Origin of the sequence: Streptomyces sp. NPDC048331 (assembly GCF_043201215.1) — a bacterium.
Taxonomy (GTDB): Bacteria; Actinomycetota; Actinomycetes; order Streptomycetales; family Streptomycetaceae; genus Streptomyces.
Genome location: NZ_JBICYT010000007.1, coordinates 160,673 through 186,083 on the forward strand (window position 1 = coordinate 160,673; position 25,411 = coordinate 186,083).

Below are 25,411 nucleotides of genomic sequence, written 5' to 3' on the forward strand. Positions count from 1 at the left end.
AGTTGCGTGACTGCTTGACGGCTGAGGCCCCCCTGCGCTGCAGGGGGGCCTCAGCCGTTCGGTCACGCCACTGGGACCGGTCGGACTCCTCGAACTACTTGAACTTGCGGCTGACGGCGTCGAAGATGCCCTTCGCCTCCGGACCCAGCCGGGGCCCGGCCAGCCAGCCCGCCTTGGCCGGGCCGATCGAGGTGTTCGACACCAGCGCCGGCTTGCCGTCGGAGCCCGCCGACACCCAGCCGCCACCGGAGGAACCGCCGGTCATGGTGCAGCCGATGCGGTACATCACCGGGTCGTTCGCGTTCAGGGACAGCCGACCCGGCCGGTCCGTGCACTGGAAGGCGCGCTGGCCGTCGAAGGGAGCCGCCGCCGGGTAGCCCGTCGCCGTGACGCTCCCGACCTTCGGCACGGCCTGCGCGTTGAACTCCACCGGGAGCGCCGAACCGACCACTTCCTCCAGGGACTTGGTGCTGCCCTTCTCGGGCGTCACGTGCAGCACCGCGAAGTCGTACGGGGCACCCGCGCCACCGGTCGGACCGCCGCCCGCGATCCACTGGTCGGAGGTCTGCGCCCAGTCGCTCCACCAGACGCCGAACGGGGCCACCTGCTCGCGGGGCGCGCCCTTGAGCTGCGCCGCCTGCTTGCCCGCGTTGTTGTAGGACGGGACGAAGGCGATGTTGCGGTACCAGCCGCCGGCCTTGCCCGCGTGCACGCAGTGGCCCGCGGTCCAGACCATGTTCGACTTGCCGGGGTGGGCCGGGTCCTTGATCACGGTCGCCGAGCAGACCATCGAGCCCTCGGGGCCGTCGAAGAACACCTTGCCCGCCGCCGGAACGCTGGTGTGGTAGGGCGGGTTGGCCTGCTTGGCCGCCACCGGTACCGGGGTCGGGTCGGTGACGCCCTGGTCCTTGCCCGCGTCGGGGTCGACGGCCGGGCGCTGCGGCTGCTCGGCGTCACGCATGCGGTCCGGGTCCCACAGGCCCTCGATGACCGGGTTGATGTAGTCGCCCGCCTCGCGGAGCCAATCCTCCCGCTTCCAGTTCTTCCACTCACCCCCCTTCCACTTCTCCAGGTCGATACCGTGCTCCTTGAGCTTGTCCTTGAGCTGGTCGGGGATCTTTATCCCGTCCTGGCCCGGCAGGCTCGCCGCCACGGTCGGCTTGGCGTCGCCGCCGGCCTCCCCGTCGCCGGGGCCGCAGGCACCCGCGGTCAGCGCGAGCGTGGCCGCGCACAGGATCGCGGTGACCGGTCGGTTCGATCGCATGTCGTTCGTCCCCCTGGGAGTTCGAGGAGTGGAGTGCAGGCCCCCACTATGCCGCTGTGGCCCAGGACGACCTAGGCCGGGGCCGCGGTTCCTGAGGTTCTTCCCCTTACAGGACAAGGATCTTGAGTCAACCCGTGATCCCTCGCCGTCACCGTCGTTGGTACGTACGGGGGATGGGGGAGCAGCGTTCATGTTCGAGACGCAATCCGGAAGAGCAATCAGTGCGGGAGGACCGACACTCGTGGCTGTCACCGAGCCGGCCGCAGCGGGAGCCGCGACGGAGATTCCGCCTCAAGTGCCGCCACAGGGAAGTCGAGGGGCGAACCCGGACGGATCGGATGGTTCGGACGTACGTGGTGGGCCGGGGGCTCCGGTCCCCTCGGAGGGCATCCTGCGCAGGCAGGCGCAGCGGGAGTCCGCCGCCCGGACGTACGCGCGCTCGCTGCCCATCGTCCCGGTGCGGGCCCGCGGACTGACCATCGAGGGCGCCGACGGGCGGCGTTACCTCGACTGCCTCTCCGGCGCCGGTTCGCTCGCCCTCGGGCACAACCACCCGGTGGTGCTCGAAGCCATCCGGGGCGTCCTCGACTCCGGGGCCCCGCTGCACGTGTTGGACCTCGCGACCCCGGTCAAGGACGCCTTCACCACGGAGCTGTTCGCCAACCTGCCGCCCGCGCTGGCCGCCGACGCCCGTATCCAGTTCTGCGGGCCGGCCGGCACGGACGCCGTCGAGGCCGCCCTCAAACTGGTGCGCACCGCCACCGGACGCTCCGGGCTGCTCGCCTTCACCGGCGCCTACCACGGCATGACCGCCGGGGCCTTGGACGCCTCCGGAGGCGCCCCCGGGGTGCGGGTGACCCGGCTGCCCTATCCGCAGGACCTCCGCTGCCCGTTCGGCGTCGGCGGCCCCGAGGGCGCCGAACTCTCCGCGCGTTGGACGGAGAACCTGCTGGACGACCCGAAGGGTGGGGTGCCCGCCCCCGCCGGAATGATCGTCGAACCCGTGCAGGGCGAGGGCGGGGTGATCCCCGCGCCGGACGACTGGCTGCGCCGGATGCGCGAGATCACCGCGGCGCGGGGGATCCCGCTGATCGCCGACGAGGTGCAGACGGGCGTGGGCCGGACCGGTGCCTTCTGGGGAGTCGACCACGCCGGGGTGGTGCCCGACGTCATGGTCCTCTCCAAGGCGATCGGCGGGAGCCTGCCGCTCGCGGTGATCGTGTACCGGGCCGGCCTGGACACGTGGGCCCCCGGCGCGCACGCGGGCACCTTCCGCGGCAACCAGCTCGCCATGGCCGCCGGTGCCGCCACGCTCGCCTTCGTCCGGGAGAACCGGCTCGCCGAACGCGCCGCCGCCCTGGGGGAGCGGATGCTGGCGGCCTTGCACGGCCTGGCCCGCGCCCATCCCTGCATCGGTGAGGTACGGGGCCGGGGCCTGATGATCGGCGTCGAACTCGTCGACCCCGACACCGGGGCCGCCGCACCGGCCCTCGCCGCCGCCGTCCGCCAGGAGTGCCTGGACCGCGGCCTGATCGTCGAGCTCGGCGGGCGCCACGGCGCCGTGGTCCGCCTCCTTCCCCCGCTGACCCTGACCGACGAGCAGGCCGCGGCGGTCCTCGACCGCCTGGCCGACGCCATCCCGGCCGCCGCCCGTCGGACCCACTGACCCGCACCCCGAGGACCCGCGATGCCAGACCCGCACCAGTCGACCCCCGTCACGGAGACGCAGCCGGCGTCGCCCGACCGGCTCGCCCCGACGCCGGGACCGGCCCAGGCGCAACCGGCTCCCGAGGCCACCGCCCCGGGACGGCCGTCGTCGCCGTCCGACACCGCGGCGCAGCTCAGGGAACCCGCGGCGCCGCCGGCCCCGACACCCCTACCCGACGTGCCCGATGTGCCGGACGCACCCGAGGCGCAGGATTCGGGTCCGGCCGGAGGGCCGTCTGCCCGGGTCGTGTCCGCCGAGGACACGCCCACCCCGCCCCCGGCTGCCGCGCTGCCCCACCGGGACGCGGCCACGGCCGAGCGCCCGCAGCAGGGCCCGGCGGGCGCATCCGGCACACCGGATCCGGTCCCCCCGGTCGTGGCCGCGGCCGCCACCACCGGGTCCGGGGCCGCCACCGCAGACGGGGCGACGGCCACGGTGCCGCGGCAGAAGGACGGCACACCACCCCGGCCCCGCACCAGGTGGACGAGCCCCCTCCGGCTGGAGCCGACCACCCTGCCCGATCTCCTCGACCACCCCGACCCGGCCGTCGCCGCCGAGGCGGCGGCGGTCGAGAACCTGCTCCGCTGCTGGGTCCGCGAATCCGGTCTCCGCCGCCCCGACGGCCCCGCCGGAACTCCTCTGCGCATCCCCCTTCCCGCCTCCGGAACCGCCCTGCTCGTCCCCGTCCGTCACTGGTCCCACGCCGGCTGGCACCGATTCGGTGCGGTCCGCCTCGAAGGCACCACCGCCGCCGCCCCCTCCCTCGACGCCGTCACCCTCGCCGCACTCATCGCCCGTGAGGGCACGAGCGGTGGCCGAGGCGCCGCCGACCTCGTCGGCCGCGTCGCCGACTCGGTCCGCCGTACCGCCGCATTCATCGCCGACCGGCGGGAACGCCCCACCGCCCCGGCCCCCGTCGACGGGGACCGCTTCCTCACCGCCGAACAGGCGCTCCTGCTCGGCCACCCCCTCCAGCCGGACCCGAAGAGCCGCGAAGGACTCTCCGAGGCCGAGGCACGCCGCTACTCACCCGAACTCCACGGCTCCTTCCCCCTGCACTGGTTCGCGGTCGAACCCGCCGCCCTCGCGAGCGAATCGGCCTGGACCGAGAGCGGCCGCCCCGTCTCCGCCCCACAGCTCCTCGGCCGGCTCGCCCCCGGACTCCCGCTGCCCCACGGCACCACCCCCCTTCCCCTGCACCCCTGGCAGGCCCGCGACCTGCTCCAGCGCCCCGCCGTCTCCGCTCTGCGCGACGCCGGACTCCTGCATGACCTGGGCCCGCACGGCGAGCCCTGGTACCCCACCTCCTCCGTCCGCACGGTCCACCGCCCGGGTGCCCCCGCGATGCTCAAGCTCTCCCTGGGCCTGCGCATCACCAACTCCCGCCGCGAGAACCTCCGCAAGGAACTCCACCGCGGCGTCGAGGTGCACCGGCTGCTCCGCACCGGCCTCGCCGAGCAGTGGCAGGCCTCCCACCCCGCCTTCGACATCGTCCGCGACCCCGCCTGGGTCGCCGTCGACGCCCCGGACGGAACCCCCGTGCCCGGACTCGACGCCCTGCTGCGCCACAACCCCTTCCGTTCGGGCGACGACCCCGTGTGCATCGCCGCACTCACCGCCCCCCGTCCGTGGCCCGGCCGGAACACGATGAGTTCGCGCCTCGCCGAACTCGTCACCGGTCTCGCCACCGCCACCGGCCACACGACCTCCGCCGTCGCCGCCGAGTGGTTCCTGCGCTACCTCGACCACGTGGTCCTGCCGGTCCTCGCCTTCGACGCGCTCGCCGGCATCGCCCTCGAAGCGCACCAGCAGAACACCCTGGTGCTCCTCGACCCGGCCGGCTGGCCGATCGGCGGCCGCTACCGCGACAACCAGGGCTACTACTTCCGCGAATCCCGCCGCGCGGAACTGGAGCACCGGCTCCCCGGCATCGGAAGCGCCAGCGACACCTTCGTCTCCGACGCCGTCACCGACGAACGCTTCGCCTACTACCTCGGCATCAACAACGTGCTCGGCCTCATCGGCGCCTTCGGATCCCAGCGGCTCGCGGACGAACGCGTTCTCCTCGCCGCCTTCCGCCGCTTCCTCGCCAAGGCCGTGGGCCTCGGCCCGCTCCCCGCACGGCTGCTCGACTCGCCCACCCTGCGCTGCAAGGCGAATCTGCTCACCCGCCTGGGCGGACTCGACGAGCTGGTCGGCCCCGTCGACACCCAGTCCGTCTACGTCACCATCACCAACCCCCTTCACGATTGACGCGTCGGCGCCGACGCGGAGAAGAGCTCCCGATGCCCTCCACCGACATCCCGGCCGTAGCTCCGGCTGCCGGATCCGCACACGACACCCGTTCCGCCAACGACTTCGTCGACGTCACCGGCGCCATGCGCGAACAACGCCTCGACGTGGACCTGTTGCCCCTGCTCGCCGAGGCCGACCTGCTCGATTCCCCCGCCATCTGGGGCAGCGTCACCACACCCGCCGGAGCCTTCCGCCTCGAACCCGTGCGGCCCGGTCGTGACCTCGAGCTCCTCACCAGCTGGATGAACGACCCCGAAGTGGCCGCCTACTGGGAACTCGCAGGCCCCGCCGCGATCACCGCCGCCCACCTACGGGCCCAGCTCGACGGCGACGGCAGCAGCATCCCCTGCCTCGGCCTCCTCGACGGCACACCGATGAGTTACTGGGAGATCTACCGGGCCGACCTCGACCCGCTCTCCGGGCACTACCCGGCGCGCCCCCACGACACGGGTATCCACCTGCTCATCGGAGACGGCACGAACCGCGGCCGCGGACTCGGAACAGCTCTGCTGCGCGCCGTCGCCGACCTGGTCCTCGGCAACCGCCCCCGCTGCACACGCGTCGTCGCGGAACCGGACATCCGCAACACCCCCTCCGTATCGGCCTTCCTGAGCTCCGGCTTCCGCTGCTCCGCGGAAATCGACCTTCCCGAGAAGCGGGCCGCCCTGATGATCCGGGAGCGGGTGCTGCGCAATCTCCTCTGAGTGCCGCCCCGCAGAACCCGACCGTCGTCGGCAGCTTCGCACCTCTCCCTTCGATAACTCTGCGTGACGAAGCAAAGTTCCCGACCTTCGAGGAGTCCCGTGCCGAACTCTCCCGCAGCCCCCGACGCGGCCGAACCCGCCGTGCCACCGTCGCCCCAGCATCCCTGCACGCCGCCCGAACTCAACCGCGCGACCTGGGACTTCGCCTCACGTCGGCTGCTCGCCAAGATGCTCGGCGAATTCGCATACGAGGAGATCATCCGCCCCGTTCCCGCACCGGCCGCCGCGGGCGACGCCTGGACCCTGCTCCTCGACGACGGCAGCAGCCTCGGCTTCCGTGCCCGCCGCCGCTCGTACGGCAGCTGGCACGTCACCCCGGACACGATCACCCTCACCCCGCCGGCGCCCGCACCGACCTCACCGCCCGCACCGACCGTGCCCGGCGACCTCGGGAGCCCGACCGCCTTCGGGGACCCGTACGTCTTCCTCGTCCGGGCCCGTACCCTCCTCGGTCTTGACGGGCCCACCCTCGGTCACCTCGTCCGCGAGCTCAGCGCCACCCTCACCGCCGACGCCCGGCTCGACCACACCGCACTCACCGCCGACGTCCTCGCCGACCTCGACTACGCCGCCCTCGAAGGTCACCAGACCGGTCACCCCTGGCTCGTCCCCAACAAGGGCCGCATCGGACTTTCCGCCGCCGACACCGCGGCCTGGGCCCCCGAGGCCCGTACCGGCCAACGGTTGCCGTGGCTCGCCGCCCACACCTCGCTCGCCGCCTACCGAGGGACCGGCGGCCTGGAGGACCCCGCCCGCCTCTACACCGCCGAGCTCGGCCCCGTCACCCGGGCCACCTTCGACCGATGCCTGCGCGACCGGGGCCTCGACCCGCTCCACTACCTCTACCTGCCGGTCCACCCCTGGCAGTGGGACGAGGTCGTCCTGCCCCTCTTCGCCCCGGCGCTCGCCTCCGGCGCCCTGGTGCCGCTCCCCGCCGACCCCGACGTGCGCCTCCCTCAGCAGTCCGTCCGCACGTTCCTCAACCTCAGTCGCCCCGACCGGCACAGCGTCAAGCTCCCGCTCTCCGTCTTCAACACCATGGTCTGGCGCGGACTGCCGTCCGACCTCGCGCTCGCGGCCCCCGCCGTCACCGCCTGGATCCACTCCCTCCGCGACGGAGACCCCTTCCTCCGTGACGAGTGCCGGGTCGTCCTGCTCGGGGAGGTCGCCTCCGTCACCGTCCGCCACCCCGTGTACGACGCGCTCCCCGAGGTCCCGTACCAGTACAAGGAGCTCCTCGGCGCGATCTGGCGCGAGCCCCTCACCGGCCTGCTGGCGCCGGGCGAGCGTGCCCGCTCGCTCGCCTCCCTCCTCCACACCGACCCGCGCGGCCGGTCCTTCACCGCCGAGCTGGTCGCCCGGTCCGGAGTGACCCCCGCCGTCTGGCTGCAACGCCTCTTCGCCGCCCTGCTGCCCCCACTGCTCCACTTCCTCTACCGCTACGGCACCGTCTTCTCCCCGCACGGCGAGAACACCATCGTGATCTTCGATGAGCAGGACGTCCCCGTCCGGCTCGCAGTCAAGGACTTCGTGGACGACGTCAACATCACCGACGAACCGCTTCCCGAGCTGGAGTCCCTACCCGACGAGGTCCGGGCGGTGCTCCTCACCGAGCCCGCGGACTTCCTGCCCCAGTTCATCCACTCGGGGCTGTTCGTCGGCGTCTTCCGCTACCTCTCGGCCCTGTGCGAGGACGGTCTCGGCGTTCCGGAGAGCGAGTTCTGGTCCCTTGTACGGGCGGAGATCCTGCGCCACCAGGCCCGCTTCCCGGAGCTCAAGGACCGCTACGAGCTCTTCGACCTGCTCGGCGAACGCATCGGACGGCTCTGCCTCAACCGGAACCGGCTCTACGAGGACGGATACCGGGACCGCCCCGACCGCCCGCACGCCGTGCAGCACGGCACCGTGCCCAACCCCCTGTACCGGCCATGATTGCTCGCCGGTGCACCCGCTGTCGGTGCGGCCCCGTAGGGTTGGCAGTGCTATGACGAAGCCCTCCCTCCCCGACCTGCTGCACGCCGCCGTCTCCGCCGTCGGCGGCACGGAGCGCCCCGGCCAGGTGGCCATGGCCGAAGCCGTCGCCGAAGCGATCGACGACAACTCCCACCGCCTGATCCAGGCCGGTACCGGCACCGGTAAGTCCCTCGGCTACCTGGTGCCGGCCCTCGCCCACGGCGAGCGCGTGGTCGTCGCCACGGCGACACTCGCCCTCCAGCGGCAGCTCGTCGAGCGCGATCTGCCACGGACGGTGGAGGCACTGCACCCGCAGCTGCGCCGTCGCCCGCAGTTCGCCATGCTCAAGGGCCGGTCGAACTACCTCTGCCTGCACCGCCTGCACGAGGGCGCTCCGCAGGACGAGGAGGACGGTCTCTTCGACCAGTTCGAGGCGGCCGCGCCCACCAGCAAGCTCGGCCAGGACCTGCTGCGCATGCGCGACTGGGCGGACGAGACCGAGACCGGCGACCGCGACGACCTGACCCCGGGCGTCTCGGACAAGGCCTGGTCGCAGATCTCCGTCTCCTCCCGCGAGTGCCTGGGCGCGACGAAGTGCGCGTACGGCGCCGAGTGCTTCGCCGAGGCGGCCCGTGAGCGGGCCAAGCTGGCGGACGTGGTCGTCACCAACCACGCCCTGCTGGCCATCGACGCCATCGAGGGCGCGCCCGTGCTGCCGCAGCACGAGGTGCTGATCGTGGACGAGGCCCACGAGCTGGTCTCCCGGGTGACCGGGGTCGCCACCGGCGAGCTCACCCCGGGCCAGGTCAACCGGGCCGTGAAGCGTGCCGCCAAGCTGGTCGACGAGAAGACCGCGGACGCCCTGCAGACCGCCTCCGAAACCTTCGAGCGGGTCATGGAGCTGGCGCTCCCCGGCCGGCTGGAGCAGATCCCGGAAGACCTCGGCTACGCGCTGATGTCCCTGCGGGACTCCGCGCGCAATGTGATCTCGGCGATCGGGGCGACCAGGGACAAGTCCGTCCACGACGAGGACGCGGTACGCAAGCAGGCGCTGGCCGCCGTGGAGAGCATCCACGGGGTGGCGGAGCGGATCACCAACGGCTCCGAGTACGACGTCGTCTGGTACGAGCGCCACGACCGCTTCGGCGCCACCCTCCGGGTCGCCCCCCTGTCGGTGTCCGGCCTGCTGCGCGAGAAGCTGTTCGAGGACCGCTCCGTGGTCCTGACCTCCGCCACCCTCAAGCTGGGTGGCGACTTCAACGGGGTCGCGGCCTCCCTGGGCCTGTCCGCCGAGGGGGTCGAAGGCGACGACGTACCCGTCTGGCGCGGCCTCGACGTCGGCTCGCCCTTCGACTATCCCAAGCAGGGCATCCTCTATGTCGCCAAGCACCTGGCCACGCCGGGCCGCGAGGGAACCCGCGGCGACATGATGGACGAACTCGCCGAGCTGATCGAGGCGGCCGGTGGCCGCACCCTCGGTCTCTTCTCCTCGATGCGGGGCGCGAAGGCGGCCGCCGAGGAGCTGCGCGGCCGGCTGGACAACCCGATCCTGCTCCAGGGCGAGGAAACGCTCGGCGAACTGATCAAGTCCTTCGCCGCCGACCCGAAGACCTGCCTGTTCGGGACGCTCTCGCTCTGGCAGGGCGTGGATGTGCCCGGCCCCAGCTGCCAGCTCGTGGTCATGGACCGGATCCCCTTCCCGCGCCCCGACGACCCGCTGATGAGCGCCCGCCAGAAATCGGTCGAGGAGCACGGCGGAAACGGCTTCATGGCCGTCGCGGCCACGCACGCCGCGCTGCTCATGGCTCAGGGCGCGGGCCGTCTCGTACGGGCCTCGGGTGACCGGGGTGTGGTCGCGGTCCTGGACCCCCGGCTGGCGACGGCCCGGTACGGGAGCTTCCTGCGGGCCACCCTGCCCGACTTCTGGTACACCACGGACCGCAATCAGGCGCGACGTTCCTTGGCGGCGATCGACGCGACCGCCAAGGCCGACGGAAAGTAGGGCCGTCCCCGCCGGTTCCGGGCATGAACAACCCCCGGAACCGGCGCAGTGGGTTCCGGGGGCTGAATGAGGGCGCCGGGGTCAGACCCGACGCAGTACCGCGACGACCTTGCCGAGGATGGTCGCCTCGTCGCCGGGAATCGGCTGGTAGGCGGCGTTGTGCGGGAGGAGCCAGACATGGCCGTCCTCGCGCTTGAAGCGCTTGACCGTGGCCTCGCCGTCGAGCATCGCGGCGACGATGTCGCCGTTCTCCGCGACCGGCTGGCGACGTACCGTGACCCAGTCGCCGTCACAGATGGCGGCCTCGATCATCGAGTCGCCGACGACCTTGAGGACGAAGAGTTCGCCGTCGCCGACCAGCTGGCGGGGGAGCGGGAAGACGTCCTCGACCGACTCCTCGGCGAGGATCGGTCCGCCGGCCGCGATCCGCCCGACCAGGGGAACGTAGGAGGCGGCGGGCTTGCCGGTGGTGTCGGTGGGCTGCGAGCTGGGCTGGTCGGAGCCGCGTACCTCGTAGGCCCGCGGGCGGTGCGGGTCACGACGCAGGAAGCCCTTGCGCTCCAGGGCCATCAGCTGGTGGGCCACCGACGAGGTGCTGGACAGGCCGACCGCCTGGCCGATCTCCCGCATCGACGGCGGGTATCCCCGACGCTGCACGGAGTCGCGAATGACCTCGATGACCCTCCGCTGCCGGTCCGTGAGCCCGGAGCTGTCGGCGCGGATGCCTGGAGGTCGACCTGGCAGCGAGCGTGCGGGGCGTACGACGGGCTCCGCCTCCGGGTTCAGGTTTGCGTCGTTCATGGCATGCACCGGCTCGAGTCGGCTCTGGGAGCGGTTCTGGGCAGTGATGGCGGCACTGTCTGCGGTGGTGGTCACGTCGGCCCCTCTCGAAATGTTCTCCCTAGCTGGACAACGGTAGTAGCTTTCGAAAGGTTGCGCCAAACACACGTTCGAGTGAAAAATCGCAGATCGTCCCGCGTGGGCATTTCAAGAGGTGTATGGACGATCGGTTCGCCGAACGCGGGTTCGGCTCGACATCCGCCGCTTACGGTACCCTTCCCGGTCGGATCGCCACCTTCCGGGCCTGTGCCCAGTGTGGCACCGGGAGGCCTCGTGTCCGCCCATCGGACGCCGCGACACGCAGAGCCCCGTAAATCCGCCACAACCCAAGATCTAGTGGTTGGATGAGCGCTGCCGCCCAGAGGTTGTGGTCCTCGGGTCTTCCGAGACCCTCGGCATCGCATATGCTGGTGGCTGCTTCACGAGCCCCCGACGGAGTCCGCCTCCGTCGTTCAGGGGCTCCGTGAGGTGATTCGGTCGTGCCACAAGGGAGGGTGAGGGAACCATGCACTGCCCCTTCTGCAGGCACCCCGACAGCCGCGTCGTCGACAGTCGCACCACGGACGACGGCACGTCGATCCGCCGGCGCCGTCAGTGCCCCGACTGCTCCCGTCGCTTCACGACGGTGGAGACGGCCTCGCTGATGGTGATCAAGCGCAGCGGGGTCACGGAACCTTTCAGCCGTACCAAGGTCATCTCCGGCGTGCGTAAGGCGTGCCAGGGGCGGCCGGTCACCGAGGACGCCCTCGCCAAGCTCGGCCAGCGGGTCGAGGAGGCGCTGCGCGCCACCGGGAGTGCCGAGCTGACCACCCACGACGTGGGTCTGGCCATACTCGGCCCGTTGCAGGAACTCGACCTGGTCGCGTACCTGCGGTTCGCTTCCGTTTACAAAGCTTTCGACACCCTTGAAGACTTCGAGACCGCCATCGCGGAACTCCGCGTTCCGCGGTCTCATCCTGAAGAGTGCGAGCTCGGGAGGACCGGCCAGGTCCCCGTGCCCGCCTCCGCCGCCGACTGATCGGACCCCCCGGGTCGCGGCGCTCACGCGTCGTGTACACGGCCGGTCGGCCAGGCGAAGAGACGTAGATACAAGACACAGCATCGTGCCGTGGAATATCGATGGCACTTTAGGGCGTTTTTGCCCGCATATGGGAGGAAGCGGCATGACAGAGACGGCGAGCGGCTCGGCACGTGGTTCCCGCGCCAAGGGGACCAAGGCTGCCAAGGGCGGCCTGCGTATCGAGCGCATCCACACCACCCCGGGCGTGCACCCTTACGACGAGGTGAGCTGGGAGCGCCGTGACGTCGTCATGACCAACTGGCGCGACGGCTCGGTCAACTTCGAGCAGCGTGGCGTGGAGTTCCCCGACTTCTGGTCGGTGAACGCGGTCAACATCGTCACCAGCAAGTACTTCCGCGGCGCGGTCGGCACCCCGCAACGCGAGACCGGTCTCAAGCAGCTGATCGACCGGATCGTGAAGACGTACACGAAGGCCGGCGAGGACTTCGACTACTTCTCCTCGCCCGCCGACGCGGAGATCTTCGAGCACGAGCTGACGTACGCCCTGCTCCACCAGATCTTCAGCTTCAACTCCCCGGTGTGGTTCAACGTCGGTACGCCCCAGCCGCAGCAGGTCTCCGCCTGCTTCATCCTGGCCGTCGACGACTCCATGGAGTCGATCCTCGACTGGTACAAGGAAGAGGGCATGATCTTCAAGGGCGGCTCCGGTGCCGGCCTGAACCTCTCCCGCATCCGCTCCTCCAAGGAGCTCCTCTCCTCCGGCGGCAACGCCTCCGGTCCGGTCTCCTTCATGCGCGGCGCCGACGCGTCCGCCGGAACGATCAAGTCCGGTGGCGCCACCCGCCGCGCGGCCAAGATGGTCGTCCTGGACGTGGACCACCCGGACGTCGAGGCCTTCATCGAGACCAAGGTGAAGGAGGAGGAGAAGATCCGCGCCCTGCGCGACGCGGGCTTCGACATGGACCTGGGCGGCGACGACATCACGTCCGTCCAGTACCAGAACGCCAACAACTCCGTCCGCGTGAACGACGAGTTCATGACGGCCGTCGAGAACGGCACCCAGTTCGGTCTGCGGGCCCGTATGACCGGTGAGGTCATCGAGAAGGTCGATGCCAAGGCGCTCTTCCGCAAGCTCGCCGAGGCCGCGTGGGCCTGCGCCGACCCGGGCATCCAGTACGACGGTGTGATCAACAACTGGCACACCTGCCCCGAGTCCGGCCGCATCACCGCGTCCAACCCGTGCAGCGAGTACATGCACCTGGACAACACGTCCTGCAACCTCGCCTCGCTCAACCTGATGAAGTTCCTGAACGACGACGGCAAGGGCAACCAGTCCTTCGACGCCGAGCGCTTCGCCAAGGTCGTCGAGCTGGTCATCACCGCGATGGACATCTCCATCTGCTTCGCGGACTTCCCGACGCAGAAGATCGGCGACAACACCCGCGCCTTCCGCCAGTTGGGCATCGGCTACGCCAACCTCGGCGCCCTGCTGATGGCCACCGGCCACGCGTACGACTCCGACGGCGGCCGCACCCTCGCCGCGTCGATCACCTCGCTGATGACCGGTACCGCGTACAAGCGCTCCGCCGAGCTGGCCGCCGTCGTCGGCCCGTACGACGGCTACGCCCGCAACGCCGAGTCCCACAAGCGCGTCATGAAGCAGCACGCCGACGCCAACGCCGTCGCGCCGCGCACCGAGGACCTGGACAACAGCATCTGGGCCGCGGCCACCGAGGCCTGGCAGGACGTCCTGCGCCTCGGCGAGAAGAACGGCTTCCGCAACTCCCAGGCCTCCGTCCTCGCGCCGACCGGCACCATCGGTCTCGCGATGTCCTGCGACACCACCGGTGTCGAGCCGGACCTGGCCCTGGTCAAGTTCAAGAAGCTCGTCGGCGGCGGCTCGATGCAGATCGTCAACGGCACCGTCCCGCAGGCCCTGCGCCGCCTGGGTTACCAGGAGGAGCAGATCGAGGCGATCGTCTCGCACATCGCCGAGCACGGTGTGGTCGTCGACGCCCCGGGCCTGAAGGCCGAGCACTACTCGGTGTTCGACTGCGCCATGGGCGAGCGTTCCATCTCCGCGATGGGCCACGTCCGCATGATGGCCGCGATCCAGCCCTGGATCTCCGGCGCGATCTCGAAGACGGTCAACATGCCGGAGACGGCGACCGTCGAGGAGATCGAGGAGATCTACTTCGAGGCGTGGAAGATGGGCGTCAAGGCGCTCGCGATCTACCGCGACAACTGCAAGGTCGGCCAGCCCCTCTCCGCCAAGAAGAAGGAGCAGGAGAAGGAGGAGGTCACCGCCAAGGTGGAGGAGACCATCCGCGCCACCGTCGAGAAGGTCATCGAGTACCGTCCCGTCCGCAAGCGCCTCCCCAAGGGCCGCCCGGGCATCACCACCTCCTTCACGGTCGGTGGCGCCGAGGGCTACATGACGGCGAACTCCTACCCGGACGACGGCCTGGGCGAGGTCTTCCTGAAGATGTCCAAGCAGGGCTCGACCCTCGCGGGCATGATGGACGCCTTCTCGATCGCCGTCTCGGTCGGTCTGCAGTACGGCGTGCCGCTGGAGACGTACGTCTCGAAGTTCACGAACATGCGCTTCGAGCCGGCCGGCATGACGGACGACCCGGACGTGCGGATGGCGCAGTCGATCGTCGACTACATCTTCCGCCGCCTGGCGCTGGACTTCCTGCCCTTCGAGACCCGTTCGGCCCTCGGCATCCACACCGCCGAGGAGCGCCAGCGTCACCTGGACACCGGCTCCTACGAGCCGCTCGAGGACGAGCTGGACACCGAGTCCCTGATGCAGGCGGCCCCGCTGGCCGCGGTCCCCTCCGCCCCGAAGCCGGTCGTGGCCCCCTCCGTCCCGGCCCCGAAGACGGCGCACAGCAACGCCGAACTGGTCGAGATGCAGCTCGGCGTCTCCGCCGACGCCCCGCTCTGCTTCTCCTGCGGTACGAAGATGCAGCGCGCCGGCTCCTGCTACATCTGCGAGGGCTGCGGCTCGACGAGCGGTTGCAGCTGATCATGACGCCCGGTCGGGCGTGAGCCGACCGTGCGGGTGGGGTGTTCGCGGTGACGCGGACACCCCATCCGGCGTTTCGCCGACTACTCGGTGTGTTCGGCCGCCGCGATGGCCCCCCGCAGGGTCAGGCGGGCCTGCGCCAACTCGTCCGCCCGCCGATCGAGGTGGGCGAGGTGGGCGCGTAGCTTGTCCAGCACTCCCGGGCACGGTCGCAACGAGCCGTCGGCGCGGGGAGGTGCCCGTGAGCGGGCGCGTCAGTGGGGGATGCGCCGCGCGGGCCGGGTGACCAGTTCCTCGCGGAACTCGGCGATCTGGGAATGGACCTGGCGCATCAGGTGGGTGTCCTCGATGCGGTCCAGGTAGAGGCAGCGCGCGGCCAGGCCCGGCAGGTCGAAGGCGAAGCACAGGGACATCAGCGGGTTCACGAACAGCTCGCTGCCCCGCGTGCGGCTGGTGAACTGCACGTCGCCGAAGGAGCCCCGGACGGCCGCGGCGATCGAGCCGTTCACGATGCTGGGACGCTCCGGCGTCCGGTCCTGGGCGTGGGCCACCGCGTCCAGGAAGAGCGCGCCCTCCCTGGTGGCGCGCGGTATGGAGAACGCCCCGAGGTAGGCGCCGGCGCGCTCCAGCGCCGCGATGTTCTCCAGTACCAGGCCGTGACTGACCCCGTGGTACGCGTCCACGCCGAAGCCCACCGACACGACGAGGCGTTCCGGTACGTCGTCCAGGGCGGCCAGTGCCGCCACGCTGGTGAGGTCCTCCTCGGGGGTTCCGAGGCCCGCTTCGTCACCCCGCATCAGGATGTCCGTGCCGCCGTCGACCAGGACGATCGCGTCGATGCCGTGGAGGTCGACCAGTTCGCGGTAGGCGGCGCGCAACGGCTGCACCCCGGTCTGGTGGTAGGCGTACACGGTGGCCGGGTAGCCGTGGATGGCCAACCACTGGGCCAAGGTCCGCTCGGGGAAGTAGGACAGGTGGGGCGCGGAGTCGGGGGTGACGGCTGCGAGGTCGGGGGCCACCCACGCCTCGTCGGGCAGTCCGGCGAGCATGCTGAAGGAGAGGTTCGCCAGCTGGACCCGCTTGCCCTGGTGCATCAGGGACAGGGCGACGGGGAGGCCGGCGTAGATGTCGAAGCCGCCGCCCGCACCCGTGACCAGGATGCTTTCGGCGTCGGCGAGGCGGTCGAAAAGCGGGATTGGAGTGCAGTGCCGTCATGGTGATCATTGTGCGGGGCGCGTAGGACGGCGCGCCCGCGTATTTCACGGCGGGCGACGGCCGGCGAGGCGGGGGAGCGGGGAGATGGTCAGCCATGTGGAGCGGTGACGAGCTGGACCTGGACGCGTATCTGGAGCGGATCGGATATCAGGGGGAACGGGGGAGGCGCGGGGAACTCCGCCCGGACCTCGACACGTTGTACGCAGTGCACCGCGCCCACACCGCCGCCATAGCCTTCGAGAGTCTCGACGTCCTGTTCGGCCGCCCCGTCGCGCTGGACCTCGAGTCGATCGAGGACAAGCTCGTGCACGCTCGCCGCGGCGGCTACTGCTACGAGCAGAACTCGCTGCTGGCCGCCGCCCTGGAGCGGATCGGCTTCGAGGTCTCCGGGCGCGGCGCCCGCAACCGGACCCGCGGCGACTCCGTGCTCGCCGTGACACACGCCGTCCTCGTCGTCACCGTCGCGGGTGAACCATGGCTGTGCGACGCCGGGTTCGGCTTCCAGGGTCCTCGGGAGCCGGTGCCTCTGGGACGTCCCGGTGCCGAGGTGCGGCAGGGCGAGTGGACGTACCGCGTCCGCGAGGAGGAGGGCGGCGTCCTCGTGCTGTGCCTGCTGCGCGGCGACGCCTGGCGGGACCTGTACGCCTTCTCCCCGCAGCAGTACCACCCCGCCGACTACGTCGTGCTCAACCACTACAGCTCCACCCACCCCGCCTCCTCCTTCGCCGGGCGGCTGATCGTCCAGTACCCGGGCGACGGCGTCCGCCAGGCGCTCGTCGGGCGGGAACTCACCCGACTGCACCCCGACGGTCTTGTCGAGCAGGAGGTCATCGGCCCGGACGAGTTGCTCGCCGTGCTCGATCGGAAGTTCGGTCTTCGGCTGCCCGATCGGGACGCGGCGGAACTGGTGCGGATCCACCGCGCCGAGGACTGACCGGGGCCCCGCCCGGCCCGTACGATGGCGCCGTGCTGGTCAAGTGGATTCGCTGCACGGTGACGGACCGACGCGGGTTCGAGCGCGGGCAGCGAAAATGGGCGGGGCTGCCGGGCGAGCCGGGATTCCGGGGGCAGGGCGGCGGCTGGAGCCGGGGCCGGCAGGGGGTCGCGCATGTCTTCGCGTTCTGGGAGAGCCGGTCCTTCTACGACTCCTTCATGGCCCGTTCGCACGACCGGCTGGCCGCCTCCCAGAACGGCACCTACACCGATCTGCGGGTCACCCTCTTCGACCACCGCTTCGACGTGAAGACCGGCTTCGAGCCGCGCTTCACCGATGCCGACGTCGTACGGGTCGCACACACCCGGGTCAGGGAGGGGCGGGTCGACCACTTCGCCCTGATGCAGGAGAAGGTGTGGAATCCGGCGATGGCGGGCTCGCCCGGCATGATCCGGGGCCTCTTCGGGGAGGCCCCGGGCCGGGAGTTCCTCGTCCTCTCGATGTGGCACGCCGCCGCCGAACACGGCAAGTACCGGCAGGAGCGGGTCGAGCGGCTCTCCCTGCGCGCCCAGATCCAGGCCGATGTCGAGGCCCTCACCGGCGATGTCGTCGACCTCGAACCCTCCTGGACGGTGTGACCGTACGATGACCGCCGTCGTCCGATCGGCGTGCCCGGTCGGCCGGGCGCCCGGGGGCCGAATAGGGTCGTGGGATGGTTCGACCACGGCGCATCGTCCTTGTCCGACACGGGGAATCGGAGGGGAACGCCGACGACTCCGTGTACGAGCGGGAGCCCGATCACGCGCTGCGCCTGACCCCGACCGGACGGGAGCAGGCATCGGCGGCCGGTGCCCGGCTGCGCGAGCTCTTCGGCGGCGAGACGATCAGCGCCTACGTCTCCCCGTACCGCCGCACCCTCCAGACGTTCCGCGAGCTCCGGCTGGACCCGACGCGGGTGCGGATGCGCGAGGAGCCGCGCCTGCGCGAACAGGACTGGGGGAACTGGCAGGACCGGAACGACGTACGCCTGCAGAAGGCGTACCGGGACGCGTACGGGCACTTCTTCTACCGGTTCGCGCAGGGCGAGTCCGGGGCCGATGTGTACGACAGGGTCGGGTCCTTCCTGGAAAGTCTCTACCGCAGCTTCGAGGCCCCCGATCATCCCGAGAACGTGCTGCTGGTGACGCACGGGCTGACGATGCGGCTGTTCTGCATGCGCTGGTTCCATTGGTCCGTGGCCGAATTCGAGGCCCTGTCCAATCCGGGCAACGGTGAATTCAGGGTGCTCCTGATCGGACCGGACGGTCGGTACCGGATGGACCGCCCGTTTGAGCGGTGGACCACACCCGAGCCTTATGACCTGGACGGCTAGAGTGGCCCGCGATGACGCCTGATTCCACTCCCGAACGGCGCTACGCGCGCGCCATGGCCAGCCTCCGAGGGCTGGCGCTGGGTGACGCCCTCGGCTCCCAGTACTTCGTCCCCGTGAACTACCCGCTCCTCAAGCGGCGCGAGCTGCCCACCGGCGCCGAGGCGTGGCAGTGGACCGACGACACCGAGATGGCCTGCTCGGTGGTGGCCGTGCTGGCCGAGCACGGGCGGATCGAGCAGGACGCGCTCGCGAGTTCCTTCGCCCACCACCACGACTTCGACCGTGGTTACGGGCCGGCGGTGAACCGGATGCTGCGACTTGTGCGGGAAGGGCAGGACTGGCGCACGCTGGCCGCCGAACTGTTCAACGGGCAGGGCTCGTGGGGCAACGGCGCCGCCATGCGGATCGCGCCGCTGGGTGCCTGGTACGCCGACGACCCGGAGCAGGCCACCCACCAGGCGGAGATCTCCGCCTACACCACCCACCAGCACCGCGAGGCCGTGTGCGGGGCGATGGCGGTCGCCGCGGCGGCGGCCATCGCCGCGAGCACCGACTCCCCGCCGAAGGCGTCCGACCTGCTGGACGGGGTGATCGCACTGGTACCGCGCAGCGCGGTGGGCGCCGGGCTGCGGCGCGCGCGGGACATGCTGGACTACGGCGACGCGACCACGGTCGCGGCGGTCCTGGGCTGCGGGCGGCGCACGAGCGCGCACGACACGGTGCCGTTCGCCCTGTGGTCGGCGGCGCGGGCGCTGGACGACTACGAGAAGGCGTTCTGGACCACCGCGCAGGTGGGCGGGGACGTCGACACGACCTGCGCGATCGTCGGCGGGGTGCTGGGCGCGCGGGGGGACGCCGTACCGCCCGCCACGTGGCTGGCACGTACCGAAGCGCTGCCGGCCTGGCTGCCGGAGGTCGCGGCGGGCTGACACCCGCGGCCCGATCCGCCGGGCCGCCCGGGAGAGTTGGCGGCGTCTCACTTCTCAACTTTTCGGCGTCTCAACGCCTCGGCCGCGTTCGCGCGTCCGCCCACGTCCGGCGCGCGTGAAACAACCCGCTCCGATTGTCACGGTCCTGCCACAGGACTCTTTTGATCCTGTTCAAAACTGCATCCCCCCGGCCTACCCTGTCCGCATCGCCGCACCACCGTGAACTCCGGGGCGGCCGACAGGGGAGGGAACCTGATGTCAGAGAACACCGGCGGGGCGGACGAAGCCCGGACCGAGGACGCGGTCGACGCACCGACCGTGGCCGGGGATGCGCCGGCGAAGCCGAACCCGGCCGGAGATCCGCCCGCGAGGCCGAACCCGGCCGGTGGCAGACACACCGGCGCGGCCGGCCCACCCCCGGGCGGGCAGTTCGGTGCGGCGCCCCCGAACCCCTGGCACGTGCAGCAGCGCTCGGCCCCGCCCTCCTGGGCCATGCGGGTGCGCCCCGCCGAGGCCGCCCCCATCCGGACCGCCACCCTCGTCGCCGTCCTCGTCTCCGGACTCGCCACCGCGCTGCTGCTCGGCGACGGCATGGGCCCCGGTCTGCTGCTCGCGGTGGTGCCCGCCGTCGTCGCGGCCTACGTCGCCGCCCGCGAGGCCGGGCGCCGCGCCCGCCCCTGGACCGTGGCCTGGGTGATCGGCTGCATCGCCCTGCTCGTCGTCCCCGCCCTGCGTGACTCCGCCTGGCCGGCCACGCTGGCGATCCTGTCCGCCGTCCTGCTCGGCGCGCTGGCCCTGCACGGCAGCCGCACCTGGCCCGGCGTCCTGCTCAGCCCGCTCGGCTTCCTCGACGCCGCCGTGTCCGGGGTCGCCTGGCTGCTGACCGGCCTGCGCTCCCGTGGCGGGGGCAACAAGGACCGCTGGCTACCCGTCGCCAAGGCGGCCGTGGTGGCCGCCGTCCTGCTGCTGCTCTTCGGCGCGCTGTTCGCCTCCGCCGACGCGGCCTTCGCCGATCTGCTGGGCGATCTGACGCCGGACGTGTCCGTCGAGGACGGACCGGTCCGGTTCATGCTCTTCCTCCTCGGCGCGGTCCTCGCGCTCGCCGCGGCCCGTACGGCCGCCGCCCCGCTGCGCTGGGACCGGATCAAGGTGGCCCCGGGCAAGCCGCGTTCCCGAGTCGAATGGGCCCTCCCGCTCGTCGTGCTGAACCTGCTCTTCGCCGGCTTCAACGCCGTCCAGCTGACCGTCCTGTTCGGCGGCTACGACAAAGTCCTGAAGAGCACCGGCCTGACCTACGCCGAGTACGCCCAACAGGGCTTCTGGCAACTGCTCTGGGCCACCCTGCTCACCCTCGCCGTGATCGCGCTCGCCCTGCGCTGGGCCCCCCGCTCCAGAGCGGGCGACCGCCGCTTCGTCCGGATCGTCCTCGGTGTGCTGTGCGCACTGACGCTGGTCGTCGTCGCCTCCGCGCTGCGCCGGATGGACCTCTACGTGGAGGCGTACGGGCTGACCAGGCTGCGTGTGTCGGTGGCCGCGATGGAGCTGTGGCTCGGGCTGGTCATCGTACTGATCATGGCGGCCGGATTGTTCGGTGGACGTTGGCCGGCGCGCGCGTTCGCGGGCAGCGTGGCCGCGGCGGTCCTGGCCTTCGGCCTGCTCTCCCCGGACGGGATGGTCGCCGAGCGCAACGTGGCCCGCTTCGAGGAGAACACGAAGATCGACCTCGCCTACTTCCAGTCCCTGTCGGCGGACGCCGTTCCCGGTCTGGACCGGCTGCCGGAGCCGCAGCGGTCCTGCGCCCTGCGCGGGATCAACGACGAGCTGGCCAAGGCCGGGGACGTCCCTTGGTACGCGATGAGCTGGGGCGAGTACCGGGCCCGGCAGATCCTGCGTGAGCGTCCGGTGACCGCCTCGTACGAGGTCTGCTCGCGCCTGGGCTCCTTCGGCAGCCGCGTCGAGTACTAGGCCGAGCGGCGGAGTTCCCGGGAGGGCGCGTACGGGGTCGGGCGCGGGGAACGTCTCCCGTGCCCGACCCCCGCTTCGTACGGACGGGCTCGCTCAGGCGGCCGGACCGGCCTTCGCGGCGGCTCCGGCCAGGGCCTCCAGGTCGCTCTTGCGTACCCGGATCACCAGCAGGGCGGTGGCCAGGGCCAGGCCCGCCATGGCGACGGCGGCGTAGAAGGCGGTGGAGATGCCGTGGGTGAGAACGAGGTCACCCCAGGGGTCGGGCAGGAAGCCGGTCTCCTTGAAGGCGGCGATCTGCTCGGGGTCCGCTTGGGCCATGAAGGCCGGGGCCTGCTTCGTGGCCTCGTCACGACTGGCCGTGCCGAAGACGGTGACCAGGATGGACAGCCCGAGCGAGCCGCCCACCTGCTGGCTGGCGTTGAGCAGCCCGGACGCCGCGCCCGCCTCCTTCGGGGCCACGCCGGAGACGGCGGTGAGGGTGAGGGTCACGAAGTTGAGGCCCATGCCGAAGCCGAACAGCAGCATCGGCCCGAGCACGCCGGAGAGGTAGGAGCTGTCGGTCCGGATGAAGGTCAGCCAGGCCAGCCCGGTTCCGGTCAGCGCGGACCCGGCGACCATGAAGGGCTTCGGCCCGAAGCGCGGAAGGAAGCGCTGAGCGAGGCCGGCGGAGGTGATGATGGCGGCCGTCACGGGCAGGAAGCCCAGTCCGGATCGGATCGGGGAGAAACCCAGCACGTTCTGCACGAACTGGACGATGAAGAAGAACATGCCGAACATCGCGGCGGCGAGGCCCAGCATGATCACGTAGGTGCCGGTGCGGTTGCGATCGGCGAACATGCGCAGCGGGATGATCGGCTCGCGGGCCTGTGACTCGATGACGACGAAGAGCGCCAGCAGCACCATGGCCGCGGCGAACGAGCCGAGGGTGATCGGGTCGCGCCAGCCCTTCTCGGCGGCGCTGATGAATCCGTACACGAGCGAGGCCATGCCGCCGGTGGAGGTCAGGGCTCCGGCGATGTCGAAGCGGCCGGGGTGGCGCTCGGACTCGGTGATGTAGAGCGGGGTGAGGACCGCGATCAGCACGCCGATCGGCACGTTGACGAAGAGGACCCAGCGCCAGTCGAGCCACTCCGTCAGCATGCCGCCGGCCAGGAGACCGATCGCGCCGCCGCCCGCGGAGACGGCGGCGAACACCCCGAACGCCCGGTTCCGTTCGGGGCCTTCGGGGAAGGTCGTGGTGATCAGGGCGAGCGAGGTGGGCGAGGCGATCGCGCCGCCGACCCCCTGCAGTGCACGGGCCGCGAGCAGCTGCCAGGGCTCCTGGGCGAAGCCGCCGAGGAGGGAGGCCAGCGTGAAGAGCAGGATGCCGGCCAGGAACACACGGCGACGACCCAGGATGTCGCCCGCCCGGCCGCCGAGCAGCAGCAGGCCGCCGAAGGTGAGGGTGTACGCACTGAGCACCCACGAGAGGTCGGTGGTGCTGAAGTCGAGGGCGCTCTGGATGTGTGGGAGCGCGATGTTCACGATCGTCGCGTCGAGGACGACCATGAGCTGGCACGCGGCGATGACGGCGAGCGCCACTCCGGGGCGCCCCTCCCGCCGTGCCGCCCCCGGTATCCGGGGTGTGTCGAGTTGAGAGCTTGTCACTGAGGATCCCCCCAAAGTGAAATAGTGAACGCATTCGTTCACTGCGGGTCCACGGTAGGAGCCGCGCCTTAGTGAACGCAAGCGTTCACTAAGGCTGAAAATATGTGCGCCGAACGCGCAGGCCGGTCGGAGGTGGGGGAGATGGTGGGTTCACGCTGGTCGGCGGCGTCGCCCGGGCGCAGGCGAGGTCCTGAGCTCGAACGGGCGATTCTCGACGCCGCGTTGGAGCAGCTGAGCACGGTCGGCTGGAACGCGCTCACCATGGAGGGCGTCGCGTCCGGCGCGCACACCGGTAAGGCCGCGCTCTATCGTCGTTGGCCGTCGAAGGCGGACCTGGTGGCCGACGCGCTGCGGAGCGGCCTGCCGCGGATCGGTGACATTCCCGACTGCGGTTCGATCCGTGACGACCTCTATCGGCTGTGTGTGGGTACCCGCGACGTCATGCACTCGCGCGCCGGTCAGGCCTTGCGGTCGGTGCTTCACGAATGCGATCACATGCATGCGGATCGGTTTCATGGAGTCATCTGGTCCGGTCTGCACGAGCCTGCCCAGCGCCTGATCAGGGAGCTTGTGGAGCGCGGAATCGGGCGGGGTGATGTGCGGCCGGATGCGACCGGTCCGTTTGTCGTGGATGTCATTCCGGCCATGCTGATGTACCGCGCCAAGGTGTGCGGAAGCGAATGGGAGGATGCGGACATCGCGGCGCTGATCGACGAGGTCATGGTGCCGTTGCTCAGGGTGTGAGACGCGGCGGGGGCGGCGCGGGGCGCGTGGAGCGGGGTCCGCGCCCGATCGCGGGCGGGTCGGACCGGGGCGGGGGTGTGCAGTCGGCTCGGGGCGGCGTAACCTTGCTGGCGCCATGCCGTACGAAGCACCCACCCACACCGTCGAACGCTCCCTCCGTGCAACCACCGGCGCCAAGGTCATCGCCGGGGTCGACGAAGTCGGACGAGGGGCCTGGGCCGGACCCGTCACCGTGTGTGCGGCGATCACCGGCCTGCGCCGGCCGCCCGCCGGGCTCACCGACTCCAAATTGCTCACCCCGAAGAGGCGCGACGCCCTGCTCGACGTCCTGGAGGGCTGGGTCACCGCGTACGCGCTCGGGCACTCCTCGCCCGAGGAGATCGACGAACTGGGGATGACGGCCGCCCTCCGACTGGCGGGGGAGCGCGCACTGGAGGCGCTGCCGGTGCGGCCCGACGCGGTGATACTCGACGGTAAGCACGACTACCTCGGCCCGCCCTGGCGGGTCCGTACGGTGATCAAGGGCGACCAGTCCTGCGTCGCCGTCGCCGCTGCCTCGGTCATCGCCAAGGTCCGCCGCGACCGCATGATGGCCGAGCTCGGGGAACAGGGCAGTGGAATCGCGGACTTCGCCTTCGCCGCCAACGCCGGGTACCCGTCGCCGGTACACCGGGCCGCCCTGGAGGAACTGGGGCCCACCCCCTACCACCGACTCTCGTGGTCGTACCTCGACGCGCTGCCCCGGTGGCGCCACCTCAAGAAGGTGCGTCGCAGCGAGGAGTCGATGGAGCTGGAAAACGGAGGCCAACTCGGCTTCGATTTCTGATCGCACGTCTGTGCCACCGACCGGTACGTTTCGTACCGGTGTTTGATAGATATCAACTCATGCCTCTCACCCCCGCCATCGAGGAGCCTCAGATTCACGAGAGTGCCCAGGGTCCCCGCGTCACGCCGGCCGCGAGCCGCACCGCGCAGACCCCCCGCCCCGTACCTGGTCCGCGTCCCGCCGCCGTACCGCGGCCCGGCCGCCCCGGTCCCGCCCGGCCCGCACCGCCCGCACAGCGTGCGCCGCAGGCCACCTCCGGACCCGTTCCCGCAGCCCCCACCACACCGTCCGTCTCCGCGGCGGTGCCGCAGATCCAGCTGATCCCGGCCTCCGCCGAGGGCGCGCTGGACGCGGCCGAAGAGGCCGTCGACCTGCTGCTCGACACCGGGCGCGCGCCCGGCGACATCCTGGTGCTCACCAGTGGCGACCCGCACCCGTGGGCCGCTCACGAGCTGTCCTTCGGCGAGGCCGCGTACTGGGCCCTGCACGACGCCGGGGACGACGTCTTCTACGCGGACGCGGCGCAGGTCCAGCGCGCCGCCAGCCGTCCCGTCGTGGTCTTCGCGGCCAACGGCGGAGCGGTCGACACCATCGCGGGTGCCCTGCCGGTCGCGCTCACCCGGGCGGGTGCGCTGCTGATCGTGTGCGGTGACCCGCAGCAGATCAACTCCTTGCTGGGTGCGGGCGTCTGACGCCCTGTACCCCGGCACGGGCGAGGGGCGGGGCGGGCCTTGGGCCGGCCCCGCTGAAGCCCGCGCCGGGGCCTGGATCGGGCCCCGAGTCGGGCCGCCGCCCGACGCCTGATCCCGGTGCCTGACCCGCCGTACGCCCTTCCCGGGTGTACGGCCGTGAGGCATGCCCGCGGGGCGACAGTCGCACGCGGCCGGGTTCTGGTCGTGGG

General features: G+C 71.3%; 18 protein-coding genes and 1 pseudogene. 15 read left to right on the top strand and 4 right to left on the bottom strand.

Going from position 1 to position 25,411, the window contains the following annotated elements:
* Positions 1 to 94 precede the first annotated feature (94 nt).
* Positions 95 to 1,264 carry a hypothetical protein gene (locus tag ACGFYY_RS13765; RefSeq protein ID WP_365272349.1) on the bottom strand — a complete coding sequence of 390 codons (1,170 nt, stop codon included), beginning with the start codon at positions 1,262 to 1,264 and terminating at the stop codon, positions 95 to 97.
* A gap of 190 nt (positions 1,265 to 1,454) precedes the next feature.
* Here ACGFYY_RS13765 and ACGFYY_RS13770 point away from each other — a divergent pair, with 190 nt between their 5' ends.
* From ACGFYY_RS13770 to ACGFYY_RS13790, 5 genes are all read left to right on the top strand, one after another.
* Complete coding sequence (locus tag ACGFYY_RS13770) at positions 1,455 to 2,930, top strand: diaminobutyrate--2-oxoglutarate transaminase family protein (protein WP_393709155.1); 1,476 nt, start codon at positions 1,455 to 1,457, stop codon at positions 2,928 to 2,930.
* Between the two features lie 330 nt (positions 2,931 to 3,260).
* The gene (locus ACGFYY_RS13775) at positions 3,261 to 5,225 is read left to right on the top strand and encodes an IucA/IucC family protein (RefSeq protein ID WP_393709277.1); all 1,965 of its coding nucleotides are present in this window, start codon (positions 3,261 to 3,263) and stop codon (positions 5,223 to 5,225) included.
* A gap of 32 nt (positions 5,226 to 5,257) precedes the next feature.
* Positions 5,258 to 5,971, top strand: a complete 714-nt coding sequence (locus tag ACGFYY_RS13780; RefSeq protein ID WP_393709157.1) for a GNAT family N-acetyltransferase — start codon at positions 5,258 to 5,260, stop codon at positions 5,969 to 5,971.
* Between the two features lie 99 nt (positions 5,972 to 6,070).
* A complete protein-coding gene (locus ACGFYY_RS13785; RefSeq protein ID WP_393709159.1) occupies positions 6,071 to 7,963 on the top strand; it encodes an IucA/IucC family protein in 1,893 nt (630 codons plus the stop codon).
* A gap of 52 nt (positions 7,964 to 8,015) precedes the next feature.
* Entirely contained in the window at positions 8,016 to 9,986 is a 1,971-nt protein-coding gene (locus ACGFYY_RS13790) for an ATP-dependent DNA helicase (RefSeq protein WP_033217429.1), read from the top strand.
* Between the two features lie 81 nt (positions 9,987 to 10,067).
* Here ACGFYY_RS13790 and lexA read toward each other — a convergent pair whose 3' ends face one another.
* Entirely contained in the window at positions 10,068 to 10,862 is a 795-nt protein-coding gene (gene lexA / locus ACGFYY_RS13795) for a transcriptional repressor LexA (protein WP_052871803.1), read from the bottom strand.
* Between the two features lie 469 nt (positions 10,863 to 11,331).
* Between lexA and nrdR the strand changes: the two genes are divergently transcribed.
* Positions 11,332 to 11,844 carry a transcriptional regulator NrdR gene (gene nrdR / locus ACGFYY_RS13800; RefSeq protein WP_365272338.1) on the top strand — a complete coding sequence of 171 codons (513 nt, stop codon included), beginning with the start codon at positions 11,332 to 11,334 and terminating at the stop codon, positions 11,842 to 11,844.
* A gap of 145 nt (positions 11,845 to 11,989) precedes the next feature.
* The gene (locus ACGFYY_RS13805) at positions 11,990 to 14,878 is read left to right on the top strand and encodes a vitamin B12-dependent ribonucleotide reductase (protein ID WP_393709163.1); all 2,889 of its coding nucleotides are present in this window, start codon (positions 11,990 to 11,992) and stop codon (positions 14,876 to 14,878) included.
* 254 nt (positions 14,879 to 15,132) lie between these two features.
* On the opposite strand, the pseudogene ACGFYY_RS13810 reads toward ACGFYY_RS13805, so the two are convergent.
* Positions 15,133 to 16,093, bottom strand: a pseudogene (locus ACGFYY_RS13810) (DUF1152 domain-containing protein).
* Positions 16,094 to 16,187: 94 nt separating this feature from the next.
* On the opposite strand from ACGFYY_RS13810, the gene ACGFYY_RS13815 reads away from it, so the two are divergent.
* The 5 genes from ACGFYY_RS13815 to ACGFYY_RS13835 all read left to right on the top strand — a co-directional run bounded on the left by ACGFYY_RS13815 (position 16,188) and on the right by ACGFYY_RS13835 (position 21,293).
* Positions 16,188 to 17,027, top strand: a complete 840-nt coding sequence (locus tag ACGFYY_RS13815) for an arylamine N-acetyltransferase (protein ID WP_393709165.1) — start codon at positions 16,188 to 16,190, stop codon at positions 17,025 to 17,027.
* Positions 17,028 to 17,059: 32 nt separating this feature from the next.
* Positions 17,060 to 17,665 carry a YdbC family protein gene (locus tag ACGFYY_RS13820; RefSeq protein WP_030713338.1) on the top strand — a complete coding sequence of 202 codons (606 nt, stop codon included), beginning with the start codon at positions 17,060 to 17,062 and terminating at the stop codon, positions 17,663 to 17,665.
* A 74-nt stretch (positions 17,666 to 17,739) separates the two neighbouring features.
* Positions 17,740 to 18,399: a histidine phosphatase family protein gene (locus ACGFYY_RS13825; protein WP_365272320.1), complete on the top strand. Its 660-nt coding sequence runs from the start codon at positions 17,740 to 17,742 to the stop codon at positions 18,397 to 18,399.
* 11 nt (positions 18,400 to 18,410) lie between these two features.
* Positions 18,411 to 19,328 (top strand): ADP-ribosylglycohydrolase family protein, encoded by a 918-nt coding sequence (locus tag ACGFYY_RS13830; RefSeq protein WP_365272317.1) that lies wholly within the window; start codon positions 18,411 to 18,413, stop codon positions 19,326 to 19,328.
* Between the two features lie 255 nt (positions 19,329 to 19,583).
* Entirely contained in the window at positions 19,584 to 21,293 is a 1,710-nt protein-coding gene (locus ACGFYY_RS13835; protein ID WP_393709169.1) for a DUF4153 domain-containing protein, read from the top strand.
* A 93-nt stretch (positions 21,294 to 21,386) separates the two neighbouring features.
* Here ACGFYY_RS13835 and ACGFYY_RS13840 read toward each other — a convergent pair whose 3' ends face one another.
* A complete protein-coding gene (locus tag ACGFYY_RS13840) occupies positions 21,387 to 22,940 on the bottom strand; it encodes an MFS transporter (protein WP_393709171.1) in 1,554 nt (517 codons plus the stop codon).
* 141 nt (positions 22,941 to 23,081) lie between these two features.
* Between ACGFYY_RS13840 and ACGFYY_RS13845 the strand changes: the two genes are divergently transcribed.
* From ACGFYY_RS13845 to ACGFYY_RS13855, 3 genes are all read left to right on the top strand, one after another.
* Entirely contained in the window at positions 23,082 to 23,684 is a 603-nt protein-coding gene (locus tag ACGFYY_RS13845) for a TetR/AcrR family transcriptional regulator (RefSeq protein ID WP_393709173.1), read from the top strand.
* Between the two features lie 115 nt (positions 23,685 to 23,799).
* Positions 23,800 to 24,510 (top strand): ribonuclease HII, encoded by a 711-nt coding sequence (locus ACGFYY_RS13850; RefSeq protein ID WP_393709175.1) that lies wholly within the window; start codon positions 23,800 to 23,802, stop codon positions 24,508 to 24,510.
* A gap of 59 nt (positions 24,511 to 24,569) precedes the next feature.
* Positions 24,570 to 25,202 (top strand): hypothetical protein, encoded by a 633-nt coding sequence (locus ACGFYY_RS13855; protein WP_393709177.1) that lies wholly within the window; start codon positions 24,570 to 24,572, stop codon positions 25,200 to 25,202.
* Positions 25,203 to 25,411 lie beyond the last annotated feature (209 nt).